Origin of the sequence: Corynebacterium casei LMG S-19264 (assembly GCF_000550785.1) — a bacterium.
Lineage (GTDB): Bacteria > Actinomycetota > Actinomycetes > Mycobacteriales > Mycobacteriaceae > Corynebacterium > Corynebacterium casei.
This window is the reverse complement of sequence record NZ_CP004350.1, coordinates 887,220-900,588: the sequence shown is the minus strand read 5'-3', so window position 1 is coordinate 900,588 and position 13,369 is coordinate 887,220. Positions and strand designations below refer to the sequence as shown.

Below are 13,369 nucleotides of genomic sequence, written 5' to 3'. Positions count from 1 at the left end.
CTTTTTCAAAGCACAACTGGTGCCCCATGCAAGTAATTGTGTGGGGCACCAGCTGTTTTCTAATGTTGTTCGAACTAATGCCGGCCGTGTTCGGTGTTGCGGCTAAGATACTTCTACGATGACTTTCCTGAAGCCCTTGGTGAAATGGGTAGGCGGTAAACGCCAGCTCTTGCCACAGATCCACGCTGCTCTGCCGCAGCAAGGCTACTCAACTTATTTTGAGCCTTTCTTCGGCGGCGGCGCTGTTTTGTGGTCCCTGGCTCCAGAAAAAGCGGTGGTCAATGATCTCAACATGGAGCTGATTAACCTCTACACCGTGGTCCGCGATGATGTGGAAGCTCTCATCGCCGAATTGCAGAACTACCCCAATGATGAGGCGTTTTTCTATGAGCTGCGTGCCATAGATCGGGATACCACCAAGTTCGCATTGCTTTCCGATGTCAAGAGGGCCGCCCGCACCGTCTACCTCAACAAGACGTGCTACAACGGCCTGTACCGCGTGAACCTCGCTGGTCAGTTCAACTCCCCTTTTGGGCGCTATAAGAAGCCGTTGATCTGTGATGTGAAGACGCTGCGGGGGGTCAGCGAGTATCTCAACTCCAATGAGGTCACTTTCCTCAACGGTGATTTCAAGGACTCTGTTGCCACTGCCCAGCCTGGTGATTTTGTGTATTTCGATCCTCCCTATGACCCGGTCAATATCACCAGCAACTTCGTTGGTTATGCCGCTGGTGGTTTCGGCCGCAGCAACCAAGTTGAGCTCAAAGAATTATGCGATGACCTGACCGACCGCGGCGTCAACTGGATGCTTTCTAACTCCGCCACTGATTTCATCCGTGACCTTTACTCTGACTACCACGTTGATATCGTGGGAGCATCCCGCGCTATCAACTCCATTGCGTCTAAGCGCGGCAAAGTCGATGAAGTCCTAGTGAGAAACTATGAGAAGTGAAGCTGACCTTCGCTCACACTTCAATGTGCCGAAAAGCCAAGTTCTAGGCCGCAATGATTACGGCTGGTTGCGCGTCTTTATGCACAAACAGCTCAACGCAGACGGCTTCTTCCGCATCACCGCGGCTGAGCTCAAAGAAATCTCCGCGCGTGAACCGCGGCTGATGGCCAAGCATGATTCCACGGCCGCACGGCCCTGGATTTTCAAAGAGCTCGGGCTCAACATTATCCCCGTATCGCGCTCTGAATACCTGGTGGGGGCCTTCGATCTCTTCACCAAGTTTCCCGATTCTGAATCCCTCGGCCCTATTCGCTACAAGCCGTTTCCTGGGAACATCGAGTCCTTGGACCCCAACGAGATTACCTCTGAGTCCGCCGCACTCAACGCTTCTGCCCTGTCTGAAATCTTGCAGGACTTCCTAGGCACTGACACTCTGCAGGCCACTGTTGCTGGCCGCATGTCCACCGGCAGCATCGATATGAGCCTCGCATGCGGCAATTTTCAGGTCACCAAAGCCCAGATGGAAATCGATGCTGGCCTCGAATCATCAGACCAACTATGTCTGGTTGAAGCAAAGAACCATCTTTCCGATGACTTCAATATACGCCAGCTCTACTTCCCCTACCGCCGCTTTTCTCAGTCCCTGACCAAGACTGTATCGCCTGTCTATCAGGTCTATTCCAACGGCATTTTCTATCTCTACCGCTTCGACTTTGAAGACGACCTGCGCCCAGAGTCAATCACACTAGTGGACTCCGCGCGCTACACGCTCACGCCATCCAACATCACGCTGGAAGTTGTGAAGCAGCTGTTGAAGTCCACAGCAATGACCGCCGAACCAGAAGGCATTCCTTTCCCACAGGCCGATAGCTTCGCGCGTGTGATTAACCTCTGCGAGCAGCTCCAGGATGCACCGTTGAATGTTGAGGAAATCACCGAGAATTATGATTTCACCTCGCGCCAAACCAACTATTACACCAGCGCCGCCAAGTACTTAGGCCTCGTGGAAGATAGCCACCGCACCTGGTCACTGACCGACTTCGGCGCAAAGGTTATGAGTTCTGAGCGCAACGAACGCAACATCGCGCTGATTAAGGCGCTTGCGCGCCACCAGGTCTTTCATATGGTGCTCATTCGCGCCTTAGAAAACGCCGAAGTCCCAGACAAGAACGCAATCATTGACATTATGAATGCTTCTAATCTGGGACTCAAGGACTCCACTGTCACCCGCCGCGCGGGCACCGTGATGTCCTGGGCGCAGTGGGTGTGGGATGTGGCCACCACCCAGGAGCTAGAAATCTAGATTCCGAATACGTCGCGGAATCCAGTGACGGCTAGGGCAATACCAGCGATTATGAAGAAGGAACCGGCAGCGATATCAATCCACGGCCCTGCTGCCAACAACTTGCGGCGCACTGCCTTCGTGGACACCACAAAGCTGATGAAGACGAACATGACGTAGCAGGACAAGCTCATCGCCAAAATCAGCGTGATTGCCACACCGATGGACGGACTCGCGGGTAGCAAGGGCGCAATCAATGCTGAGAGGAACAGAACAATCTTCGGGTTGGACAGGTTCGTTGCCAAACCGGTGCGGAAAGAATGGCGCATTCTTCCCAGCTGCGCTTCTTGTTCTGCCAGTGACATCGGCACTGCGCTGCGGGAATCCCATCCGGCTTTGAAGGTGGAATAGCCCATGTACACCAACCAGCTACCGCCCAGAAGCTGCACTAAACCAAGCAACTGCGGGAATGCCGTCAACAGCGCGGCCGCACCGAGTACGGTCAGCGTGGTCCACATCAGCACGCCTACTTGGATGCCAGTCACCGCGGCAACAGCGTGCCGGCGGGACTTGGTGGCCAAGCGGGTGATCAAAATGGTGTCCGGGCCTGGGCTTAATGCGCCCAGCAGGTTTAGAACAATGATTGTTGCAAGAGACGACAGGCTCACTCGAAGCGTCCCAGAAGATCCTCACGGCCAAACATCATCGCGGTATCAACTGCACTTGGGGTGCCAGCCTGTGGGTTTGCGCCTGCTTCCAGAAGTGCATCAATAACAGCATCTTCCTTCTTAAAGATCGCACCAGCCAATGGTGACTGCTTGCGGTCATTGAGCAGATTCACGTCAGCGCCCTCAGCGGCCAATGCCTTGACCAGTTCAGCGTGGCCGTTGTATGCGGCGAGCATGACGAAGGACTGGCCGTCCTGATTTACTAAATCAACGCTAACGCCCTGCTTGATGTATTCAATCAAAGAAACATCGCCATTGCGCGCGAGGTCAAAAAGCTTGGAAGCGAATTCCGCTACTTCTTGTTCATTATTTTGTTCAGTCATGCCGATTAGTTTATCGTGCGAGCTCCGAAATTCTCTTAACGGCTGCTTCGACCGCATAGTCCGCACCATCGCGGCCTAAGCTTTTGACCTGTCCGTCGAGGTCAGCAATCACGATGACAGCCTTGCTGATGTTCTCACCCGACCAGCGCCTGGCAATTGGTGCCGTCTTTTCCGCGACATAGGGGTGCAAACCGGACTGCTTAGCAAGGGAGAACTTGTCCCCGCGCGCGGTATACAGCCTTGCGATGACCCCGACTTTGTTCGCCAGCGCCGCTGCAATACCGACTGGTTCTGCGCCCAACTGCAATGCGCGACGACACGTGGCAATCGCCTCACCCGTGCGTCCCGCGACAGCCGCATCCGCGATGTCCCAGTTCTCTACCTCGGCCACGCCCGCGTAGTAGCGTTGCACCGTTTGGCGTGTGACATTGCCGCCGGTATCCGCCACCAACTGTGAAATGGCCGCTGACAAAGAGCGCAGGTCTGACCCCACGCCGGACAACAACGCGTCCACTACATCAGGGGTCGGGCGAACGTCATGCAGTGTAAACTCGCGCGTCGCCCACGGTTTGACCTCGTTGTCATAGAGCGAGAAAACCTCGTGGACTTGCGCGAGTTTTTGAATCTTGGCCACCAGCTCCGGCGGCTTCTTGCGGTTCTTCAGGTTTTTTCGCGAAATCGCGAAATTTATCACCATCGTCATGCCCGGCGCGGGATCCTTCGCCGCATCCACGATGAGCTTAATCAGCGCCGAACCCACACGTTCTGTATCGGAGATGACAATCACGCGGGTCTCACCAAACAACGACGGGCTCGTCGCCTCAATAATCTCCCACTCGGTGACCTCCGCAGCGCGCAGCACCTTCAGCTCCGGCTGCTCCCCCGTCTCTTCAGCCACCGCCTTTTGGATAGACCTCCGGGCACGCTCTGCCAAAAATTCATCATCGCCCAAAATCAGGTGCACCGGTTCCATGCTGACCATCATAGAATAAAGGCAAAAAGGAGAAGAACCATGTCAGGAAATGTTGAAGCAAAGACCACCCACGAATTCACAGCACCAGCCGAGGACGTATTTGACGCGTGGCTAGATCCAGTAAAGGTACGGTCCTGGTTCGCTGAGGATGCTCGAACGATTGAGACCGACCCGCAAGTAGGCGGCAAGTTCACGTTCTCCGATATGCGCGAAGACGGTGAAGCCGTGCACTGGGGTTACTACAAGGAAATCACCAAGCCGCAGAAACTGGTGTTTACCTGGTTTACCGACGATGAGGAAGAACAAGAGGATAACTCGGTGGTCACCCTAAACATCGAGCAGCTTGCCGATGGCTGCCGCGCCACCATCATCCACAGCATGGATGCCCGCTGGGCGGAGTGGGTAGAGCAGACCGTGAAAGGTTGGGCTTCTATGCTGACCGCGATCGATAGCTACCTTTCTTCCAATTAGAACCTGCCGTCCGCCGCGTGCTGGGAGCCGTCGGTGTAGACGGTGACTTGGCCGTCGCGGTTGGGATAGAACACGGGGATGCCATCGGGAGTTTGGATGCCACGGCTGCTCTTTCGGCCCTCACCGTCGAGCACGATGATCGCTTGGGTGCCTGCTGGGATGTCGTCGATTTCTTCGTCGGTGTTGACGGTAAAGACTTGCGTGATTTCCAGGGGCTGAGGTCGTGGTTGGAAGTTCACGCCAAAGACAATAAGCAGTGCGGCGATGGCGGCGAAAGTCTTACGGGGGTGGCCGCAGACAAGGCCGGCGACAATCCACCCGTAGGCCAGTAACACCACGATGGGTGAGGCAGCAATTACGGCGATGGGAAGCTCATGCGCGCCAGCGGCAATATGGTAGATCCACCAGGTGCAGGGCTCGATGAGTTTGAGGAGGAGAAAGGCGGGGGTATCGAAAGGCAACTGCGCGAGACCTGCGGCGATGAGTCCCAGAATCGTGATCGGCGCTGTTACTGGGGCAACCAGCACGTTGACAAGGACGGAGACCATGGAGACTTCACCGGCCATCAGGGCAACAATCGGCATGGTGGCAAAGTCCGCGGCGATGGCGACAGCTAGCGCGCGGGCGAGGATGTCCGGCCACTGTAGTGGCGCCAAGAGTCGGTGAAACATCGGCGTAAGCACCACGATGGATGCCGTCGCCGCTGATGACAACGCGAATCCGAAGCTGGCGGCCATGTCGCTATCCCACACAATCAGCCCAATGACACCAATGCACAACGAGTGAATGGGCTCCGCACGCGAAGAATTGACCACTGCCAATAGCCCCACCACCCCGGCGACACTCGCGCGCAGGACCGAGGGCTCGGTTCCGACGAGAACCACGAAACCAAACAGCGCGAAGCCGGCGGAGACCACCTGCACGCGTGGGCCCAGCCCAATCCAGCGGCACAATAGAAAGAACGCCGTGAGCACAATCGCCACATTCGCACCGGAGACCGCCGACAGGTGAGACAACCCGGTCTCAATGAACAGCTCTTGCTGGGATGTGTCTTGAAGTGAAGTATCGCCCAACACCATTCCAGGAATCAGTCCCTGGGATGCTTCACCCACGGTGGCTTGCACTACTTCCCGGAAATTATCGGAGACGCGCACGGCGATTCCCGCGAGGCCCGACGGCGGCGAAAAGCCCACCACTTCCCCGTTGCCAACCACCCCAGAGACACTCGGGGACTTGGACTCGCTCCAGCGCGCGTTGACCTCCACGAGGGAGCCGGATTCAATTCCATCGGGCAACTTTTCCACAAAGACCGGATAGGTCGATCCATGTGCCTTCAACCGAATAAGAAACCCCGAGGATGTCCCAGTCGGAGTCATGGTCACCGTGCCAACTGAAATCTCGTCCGGTGCCCAGCGCATGCGAAAATGCGCAACCAGCAGGGCTATTGTTCCCAGCGCGGACACCAGAATCGCTTGCCCGAACTGCTTAATCAGCACGAACGTGGTGGCGGAAATCAGCAGCACAATGACAGCCACCGGGAAATATCCCAGCAGCACCATCAACGTCATTGCCCATACAGAAACCGCTGCGGGTAAAAGGCGAAGCTCACGCATGCGCGGCTACACAGTCACAAGGTGTTGAAGCTTTTCAAACTTGGCCGGACCAATGCCACTGATATCCAGAAGCTGCTCCACCGAAGTAAAGCTCCCCACCGTATCGCGGTGCGACACAATCGACTCCGCGGTCACCTCACCCACGCCGGGCAATTGTGTAAGTTCAGCAGCCGTAGCCGAGTTCAGATTAATCTTCGAGGATTTAGAACCACGTGCACCGCCGTCTTCTCCTGCTTCGACCTGGGCAGGTGGGTCTTCCCCGATGCGGCTGACGTAGATCTGTTCGCCATCGACAAGCAACTGTGCATGGTTGATGGACACGATATCCGCGTCAGGAGCTAAGCCGGAGACCTCCAGGGCATCAGCGATGCGCGAGCCCTGCGGCAAGACAAGAATGCCCTGTTGTTCCACGGCGCCAACAACAGAAACCACCACCTCCTCGGGCAGGGCTTCTTCACTAGTGACCGTGGATATCTCAGGTGCCTGGGCGGCTTCAATGGGCGGAAGCTGCCCATCACTTTTCGGGGAGGACAAAGCCAGCCACAATAAAACAGCAACGATTGCCGCAATGGCAGCCACTATGGCTTGCCACGGGGCAATCTTTAGTCGTGGAGCAGGATAGGAAACGTCGAGGATGGGTTCTTCCCCAGTCGGTGCTGTAAGTTCAGATAACCGCTGGGAGATGCCAGGTTTTTGAGTCATGCCCTGAGACTAAAGCGGTGTCAACCCCCAGCGATAGCCTCAAGCTCAAAATCTGTGGATAACTTTAGTGACGCGTCACCTTAACGGCCGAGTTATCCACAGGCGGCCACGTCTTAAGCCGAGTACACCGCAGACACACCAATCGCGCCCGCGCCAACATGCACAGCCACTACATCATTGAGCTCCGTCAGAATGAAGCTGGAGCCCTCCGGCAACGCCTGCTCCAGCAGGTCTTGCAGGATCTCCGCTTGTTCCTCGGCATCATTGTGCTGCAGCGCGATAAACACCGGTTTGCCGCCGGCTTCCGATGCCACCAGATCCACCAGCTTGATAAAGCCCTTTGTCTGAGTACGGGTGCGGCCCACCAATTCCAGGCGTCCATCATTGAGCGCCATGATCGGTTTGGTAGCCAGCAGCGCCGTGGAAATCATCGCCGTAGTAGTAGACATGCGTCCCGAGCGGCGAATCTCATCCGTGGAGCTCAAATACACCCATGTCTTGCCACGCTCAATCGTGTTTTGCGCCGCTTCATAGCATTCATCCACGTCAGCGCCATCTTTGGCCAGTTTCGCCGCAGCCATTGCGGCAGCGCCCAACACCATGCCAGCAGTGCCCGAGTCAATCACGCGAACCTTATCGTCCGGGAAAACCGCCGATGCCGTGACCGCCGCCGACCACGTCGACGACAACTCCTTAGCCAGGTGCAGGCCAACAAGTCCTTCATCCCCGCCGCGTTCCATCTGCCGTCCATATTCAGCAGCAATTTCCAGCGCGGAGAGCGCTGAGGTGGTTGTATCCGAATCTTCGTTGTCCATCACGTGCAATTGGCACACCGTGATATCAAGTTCATCAACGATTTCTTGAGGCAGTCCAGCAGAAGAATCAGTCACAATACGAACTGGCATTAAATATCAGCCCCGGTGCCGCCCACAACGCGGGCGCCCATATTCCAGCCATCAAAATACCAATTCGCGTTCGCAATATTGTCTTCGTTGAAGCTCACCGGCGCATCCGGACGAGCCGGATCAAACGCAGGACGCGCAGTCAGCTGCGCCCAATGGGTGTTCTTCAAACCAGACAGCATCTGATACTGCTGGTTGTGCAGCGCAATCAAATTGCAGGTCAGCGCAGCAATCGCGCCGCCATGAGCCACCACCAGAACGGTATTGGTGTCCCAATCAGAATAGGACTCCATGAACTCATCAATGACCGGGCGTGCCCGCTTCGCCACATCCACGCGCGACTCACCCTCAGGCGGCGCCCACGTCGGATCATGGCGCCAAATTGCGCGCGCCCCCGGATACTGCTCATCCACTTCCGCCGAAGTCATGCCCTGCCACTGACCCAAGTTGGTCTCACGCATGCGCTCATCAACTTCAACGTCCAAGCCCAATTGCTTGCCGACGATCTCCGCCGTCACCTTCGCCCGCGACAAATCCGAGGCCAAGATGCGGGTAATCCCTTGGTTCTGCAGCAGCCGACCGGCAGACTCAGCCTGCGCCACGCCTTCATCAGAAAGCTGCGTATCCAAGTGTCCTTGCATACGACCTGTGGCGTTATAGGTGGTCTGACCATGCCTGATCAGTATAAGTCGGCGGCTCATGGGAATTTAGCCTAGTACTCTTCGTCGTCTTCTGGCTCTTTTTCAGCCAACGGAATATCATCAATCGACTCAACGTCGCGGATGTTATCCCACGTGCCCGGACGAGTTGCTGGCTCAATGCCCTCAATCTCAATCAGCGGGCAGTCATGGTACAGACGATCCAGTCCGTAGTACTCGCGCTCCTGCTCACGCTGAACATGCACGATGGTGAATCCATAGTCCAACAAAACCCAACGGTTTTCGCGCACACCTTCACGACGCTTCGGCTCAAAGCCTTCCGCAGTCAGGGCGTCTTCTACCTCTTCAACGATGGATCGCACCTGACGCTCATTATCTGCAGAAGCGATAACGAAAAGTTCCGTGATGGCCAGAACGTCAGAGACATCAATCACTGCGATGTTGCTGGCGGACTTTTCATCGGCAGCATGCGCTGCCAACTCTGCCATCCGGCGTGCCGCGTCAGTAATACTCACAAATATCCTTTACTTACTTTGAAATATGTATAACCCTCAAACAACTTTACAGCGCTTTACCTTCATTTGGGCTATACAGGTGATTTTTCGCAATATACTGCACAACCCCGTCCGGCACCAAGTACCAGACCGGCACACCACTGCGCGCGCGTTCGCGGCAGTCCGTCGAAGAAATCGCCATCGCTGGAATATCAATCAGCTCAATGCCGTCACGCTGGTCTTCCGGCACCATATCGCGGGTCAGCGGATAGCCAGGTCGGGTCACACCCACGAAGTGTGCCATCTCCAGCATTTCTTCCCAATCACGCCAAGACATGATTGAGGCCAGCGCATCCGCGCCAGTGATGAAGTACAGCTCCGCATCCGGATAAAACTGGCGGATATCGCGCAGCGTATCGATGGTATATGTCGGCCCCTCGCGCTCAATATCCACCCGGGATACCGTAAAGCGGGGGTTCGAGGCCGTGGCAACCATCGTCATCAAATAGCGATGCTCCGCGTCCGTGACATCACGATCCGCCTTCTGCCACGGCTGACCCGTGGGCACGAAAATGACCTTGTCCAGGTCGAAACGGTAGGCAGCTTCGCTCGCTGCCACCAGGTGGCCGTTGTGAATCGGGTCAAACGTGCCACCCATGATTCCAATTTTGTTCATAGACCCTAACCGTAGCGACGCTGATCAACGAAGCGTCCAAAGACATCCGCTACTTGCGCATCCCACTGGGATCCGCGCAGGAAGTAGCGGCCATGGTATCCGCCATTACCCTCAGAAGCGCGCAGCGTTCCCACGGTTGCATTGCACACGCCGTCCAGCGGCAGACAGTAGTTAATGCGGTTGTTGGTTCCCTTGGAAGCCACGGTGTTGTTAGGCATATCGCCCAAGATGCCGGAAGCATTTGGCACGCCCACGGTGTATGGATCATTGCGGTTGGTCATTGGGTTACCCATGTAGACCACGCCCGCGAGCTGACCACGGTTAGCCAACTGCTTCTCATGGCCCGCGAGGATCATCGCGCCCTGGGAGTAACCAATCAGAACGTAGCCTGGCTTGCAGCCAGTGGAGTTCTCATAGTGACCAATAGCCTGCATAACGCCAGCCTGACCGGTTTCTACGGAGTAACGGAACTGGCCCAGTGCGGATACCGCAGTGTTCACAACAGGAGCTGCGTAGCGGTAAGCAATGCGCAGCATGTCCATTACGGTTTCAGGCGCCGCTACGTTTGGTACTTCATATTCTGGGTAGGTCGCTGGGTACACGTTTGGGCTAAGCCCCAGTACGTGAACGTCCTTCATCAAAGAGTTGCCACCATGAGTTGCCTGGTAGCGACCTTCAGCTGTCTGCAGGAATGCGCGGATGGTCTCGCCTTCCCAACCATTGGACGGGCGCGGGCCGCCGTACCAGGTTGGAGAAATATTTGTGTTCTGTCCCGAACCACGCGCTGCAACTGCAACTACTGCTGGGCAGTGTTCTTGAGCAGTAGCGGTAGCTTGAGGGATAAAAGCAAGAGACAATGCAGCTGCTGCTGCCGTAATCAACGCGCGTACAGACTTCATGGCTATACAAATTCCTAGGGATTAAAAGGCGACCAATAACTGACTTGAACGGCTCCTAACACTAGCTTATTAAGGAATTTTTCGCTCACATTAATCTCATTGCCAGCAAAACCAAAGCCAAAAGAGTCACTGCAGTTGACATCACTACCACCGACCACACCTGTGGCCGAATTTTTTCTTCCACTAGCCCCGTATTACTCCGCTCATAGCGGCCAGCTTGGCGAACAGTAATATTAAGCGCCGCCACCATCGCAATCACCGCAATGAGCAAGAACGCGATTTCGTGCACTGAGGCAGACACTCGCATGCTCAGCCCCGCAACCACCAAAAAGGACACAAGGGTCCGCGTCCAGGCCATGGTTGTTCGTTCCGGTTGCAGTCCCGGATCAGGATGCCTTTGCATCACAGCAAGACCACTACCAGGCCAAAGACACAGCCAATCGCGGCGGCCGCAGACAGCACCGGTATCAGCTTCGGCGCAGGCATCGGCTTGCCCAATCGCATTGCGCGCTCGACGATAGCCCATCGTAAAGCTGCTCCCACCGCCACCATTGCTGCCGTGACGATGACGACGACGGAGACCGCGGAGTTAATCCACGGGCTCACGCCTTCGAACTCGAAAATCTCAATGGCGAGGCCGCCGGCAAGGAATGCCAAAGACGTCCGGATCCATGCCAAAAATGTGCGTTCATTCGCCAAAGTAAATCGCGGATCCGGGTCTTCGCCCTCCACCCAAAATTTCATGGTTACATGCTACAACCCCCGGGGTGTAATCTCAGATGAAAATTTAGATAAGGAGAACTACATGGAGACCTGGGAACCTACATTGTCCGCCGGTCCGCTGCTGGGAATCGCCCTAGCTGCGATTGCGCTGATTCTGCTACTGGTTATCAAGTTCCGAATCCACGCTTTTGTCACACTCATCATCGTTTCCGCGGTCACGGCGCTCGCCGCTGGCATCCCAGTCGCGGGGGTTGTGCCCACCATGATTGACGGCTTTGGTTCCACCATCGCCTCGGTCGCGCTGCTCGTAGGTCTTGGTGCAATGATCGGCCGTATCGTTGAAGCATCCGGCGGTGCGCAGTCGCTTGCCGATGCCCTCGTCAACGCCTTCGGCGCCAAACGCGCCCCTCTTGCCTTGGGTATTGCCTCCTTGATTATGGGCTTCCCAATCTTCTTCGATGCCGGCCTCATCGTCATGTTGCCGGTCATCTTCGCTGTCGCCCGCCGCCTTGACGGGCCGGTTCTGGCCTTCGGTATCCCTGCCGCCGGTGCATTCTCCGTCATGCACGTGTTCCTGCCACCGCACCCCGGCCCCGTTGCTGCCGCCGAGTTCTTCAACGCCGACATCGGCTACATCCTCGGCCTCGGCCTCATTGTTGCCCTGCCAACCTGGTACGTCTCCGGTTACCTCTGGGGCCGCTACCTGGGAAAGAAGTTCCCATACAAGGTCAGCGATGCGTTGCTCGGTGAGCAAACCGAACATGATCCTGCAACCGTCGCTTCCCCACTAAAAGTCATCAGCGTCATGCTCCTACCGATGCTGCTCATCTTCTGCAACACCGGCGTCAACACCCTCGCTGCGGCCGGCACCATCGATGGCACCGGCACTTTCGCCGATATCCTCACTTTCGTCGGTCAAACCCCAATCGCGCTGCTCATCACTTTGCTCGTCGCGATGGTCGTCCTTGGTCCGCGCAACGGTGACCAGTTGGAGAAGCTCATGGATGGTGCCCTCGGCCCCATCTGTTCCGTCATCCTCATCACCGGCGCAGGCGGCATGTTCGGCGGCGTTCTACGTACCTCCGGCATCGGCGATGCACTGGCCGACTCAATGTCCGACCTGGGCATCCCAGTCATCTTCGCCGCCTACCTCGTCGCTGCAGCACTTCGCGTGGCGCAAGGCTCCGCAACCGTTGCGCTGACCACCGCCGCAGCACTCATGGCGCCAGCTGTCGAAGCTGCCAACTTGAACGGAACTCAGCTCGCCCTGCTGGTGCTCGCCACCGCTGCAGGTTCCGTTTTCTCTTCCCTGGTCAACGACTCCGGCTTCTGGCTTGTCGGCCGTCTCCTGGGCATGGACGTATCCACGACCCTGCGCACCTGGACTCTGAACCAGGTGTTCATTTCCGTCATCGGCTTTATCATCGTCCTTATTCTGTGGGCGATCCTTCCAAGTAGTTAGCCGCTTGCTGAGCCACTTCTTCCACGGATGGCTCGATATCAATCACGACGCCCGCTTCATCCGGCTCCAACTGCTGCAACGTCTCAAACTGCGACTTCAGCAGCGACGCCGGCATGAAATGGCCCGTGCGCACATTCATCCGCCCCGACAGCAGTTCGAAATCGCCCGCGAGGTGCACAAACACCGCTTCCGGGCAGTAACTACGAATCAGATCGCGGTAGGAGCGCTTCAACGCACTGCACCCGATCATCAACCCACCCGAGGCAGCTAGCTCCTCACCAATGTTCTTCAACCAAGGCATCCTGTCCTCATCATTGAGCGGGATGCCTGATTCCATTTTGTCGATATTCGACTGCGGATGCATATCATCACCATCCCGGTACGGCAGCCCCACCAACGGGCTCAACTTCTCTCCCACCGAAGACTTTCCAGAACCGGAAACCCCCATGAGAACGACATAACGCGAAACTAGTGAATGCTCATTCATTCCTCCATTATCCACAGTTGAAC

17 protein-coding genes are annotated in these 13,369 nt (G+C 56.4%); 4 read left to right on the top strand and 13 right to left on the bottom strand.

The annotated features are described in order from the left end of the window. The first annotated feature begins 118 nt into the window (after nt 1–118). Both CCASEI_RS04300 and CCASEI_RS04295 read left to right on the top strand, forming a co-directional pair. Entirely contained in the window at nt 119–952 is an 834-nt protein-coding gene (locus CCASEI_RS04300) for a DNA adenine methylase (protein WP_025387239.1), read from the top strand. Beyond that, on the top strand, nt 942–2,255 hold the full coding sequence (locus CCASEI_RS04295) for a type II restriction enzyme (RefSeq protein WP_025387238.1): 1,314 nt from the start codon (nt 942–944) through the stop codon (nt 2,253–2,255). Before CCASEI_RS04300 ends, CCASEI_RS04295 begins: the two co-directional genes overlap by 11 nt. On the opposite strand, the gene CCASEI_RS04290 is transcribed toward CCASEI_RS04295, so the two are convergent. Genes CCASEI_RS04290 through holA form a run of 3 tightly spaced genes read right to left on the bottom strand, consistent with a single transcriptional unit; the run spans nt 2,252 to nt 4,267 of the window. After that, entirely contained in the window at nt 2,252–2,902 is a 651-nt protein-coding gene (locus tag CCASEI_RS04290) for a LysE family translocator (RefSeq protein ID WP_006821368.1), read from the bottom strand. The two genes, CCASEI_RS04295 and CCASEI_RS04290, sit on opposite strands and share 4 nt — an antisense overlap. Next, complete coding sequence (locus tag CCASEI_RS04285) at nt 2,899–3,285, bottom strand: ankyrin repeat domain-containing protein (protein WP_025387237.1); 387 nt, start codon at nt 3,283–3,285, stop codon at nt 2,899–2,901. The genes CCASEI_RS04290 and CCASEI_RS04285 overlap by 4 nt, the downstream gene beginning before the upstream one ends. 10 nt (nt 3,286–3,295) lie before the next feature. Then, complete coding sequence (holA, locus tag CCASEI_RS04280) at nt 3,296–4,267, bottom strand: DNA polymerase III subunit delta (protein WP_025387236.1); 972 nt, start codon at nt 4,265–4,267, stop codon at nt 3,296–3,298. A 30-nt stretch (nt 4,268–4,297) separates the two neighbouring features. Here holA and CCASEI_RS04275 point away from each other — a divergent pair, with 30 nt between their 5' ends. Continuing rightward, nucleotides 4,298–4,729, top strand: coding sequence for an SRPBCC family protein (locus tag CCASEI_RS04275; RefSeq protein WP_006821365.1), 432 nt, complete (start codon nt 4,298–4,300; stop codon nt 4,727–4,729). Here CCASEI_RS04275 and CCASEI_RS04270 read toward each other — a convergent pair. The 9 genes from CCASEI_RS04270 to CCASEI_RS04230 all read right to left on the bottom strand — a co-directional run bounded on the left by CCASEI_RS04270 (nt 4,726) and on the right by CCASEI_RS04230 (nt 11,418). After that, nucleotides 4,726–6,342 (bottom strand): ComEC/Rec2 family competence protein, encoded by a 1,617-nt coding sequence (locus CCASEI_RS04270; protein ID WP_025387235.1) that lies wholly within the window; start codon nt 6,340–6,342, stop codon nt 4,726–4,728. The genes CCASEI_RS04275 and CCASEI_RS04270 overlap by 4 nt on opposite strands. Nucleotides 6,343–6,348: 6 nt before the next feature. Beyond that, nucleotides 6,349–7,044 carry a ComEA family DNA-binding protein gene (locus tag CCASEI_RS04265; RefSeq protein WP_025387234.1) on the bottom strand — a complete coding sequence of 232 codons (696 nt, stop codon included), beginning with the start codon at nt 7,042–7,044 and terminating at the stop codon, nt 6,349–6,351. A 113-nt stretch (nt 7,045–7,157) separates the two neighbouring features. Continuing rightward, entirely contained in the window at nt 7,158–7,949 is a 792-nt protein-coding gene (locus CCASEI_RS04260) for a DegV family protein (RefSeq protein ID WP_006821362.1), read from the bottom strand. Continuing rightward, nucleotides 7,949–8,647, bottom strand: coding sequence for a histidine phosphatase family protein (locus CCASEI_RS04255; protein WP_006821361.1), 699 nt, complete (start codon nt 8,645–8,647; stop codon nt 7,949–7,951). The genes CCASEI_RS04260 and CCASEI_RS04255 overlap by 1 nt, the downstream gene beginning before the upstream one ends. 11 nt (nt 8,648–8,658) lie before the next feature. After that, nucleotides 8,659–9,120, bottom strand: a complete 462-nt coding sequence (rsfS, locus tag CCASEI_RS04250; RefSeq protein ID WP_025387233.1) for a ribosome silencing factor — start codon at nt 9,118–9,120, stop codon at nt 8,659–8,661. Between the two features lie 46 nt (nt 9,121–9,166). Then, nucleotides 9,167–9,775 (bottom strand): nicotinate-nucleotide adenylyltransferase, encoded by a 609-nt coding sequence (gene nadD, locus CCASEI_RS04245; protein WP_006821359.1) that lies wholly within the window; start codon nt 9,773–9,775, stop codon nt 9,167–9,169. Nucleotides 9,776–9,780: 5 nt separating this feature from the next. Continuing rightward, nucleotides 9,781–10,674, bottom strand: a complete 894-nt coding sequence (locus CCASEI_RS04240) for a cutinase family protein (protein ID WP_025387231.1) — start codon at nt 10,672–10,674, stop codon at nt 9,781–9,783. Nucleotides 10,675–10,759: 85 nt separating this feature from the next. Next, nucleotides 10,760–11,077: a DUF202 domain-containing protein gene (locus CCASEI_RS04235; protein WP_006821357.1), complete on the bottom strand. Its 318-nt coding sequence runs from the start codon at nt 11,075–11,077 to the stop codon at nt 10,760–10,762. Beyond that, a complete protein-coding gene (locus CCASEI_RS04230) occupies nt 11,077–11,418 on the bottom strand; it encodes a YidH family protein (RefSeq protein WP_025387230.1) in 342 nt (113 codons plus the stop codon). The genes CCASEI_RS04235 and CCASEI_RS04230 overlap by 1 nt, the downstream gene beginning before the upstream one ends. Nucleotides 11,419–11,479: 61 nt before the next feature. Between CCASEI_RS04230 and CCASEI_RS04225 the strand changes: the two genes are divergently transcribed. Continuing rightward, the gene (locus CCASEI_RS04225) at nt 11,480–12,859 is read left to right on the top strand and encodes a GntP family permease (protein WP_025387229.1); all 1,380 of its coding nucleotides are present in this window, start codon (nt 11,480–11,482) and stop codon (nt 12,857–12,859) included. Here CCASEI_RS04225 and CCASEI_RS04220 read toward each other — a convergent pair. Then, the gene (locus CCASEI_RS04220; protein WP_025387228.1) at nt 12,828–13,346 is read right to left on the bottom strand and encodes a gluconokinase; all 519 of its coding nucleotides are present in this window, start codon (nt 13,344–13,346) and stop codon (nt 12,828–12,830) included. The two genes, CCASEI_RS04225 and CCASEI_RS04220, sit on opposite strands and share 32 nt — an antisense overlap. Nucleotides 13,347–13,369 lie beyond the last annotated feature (23 nt).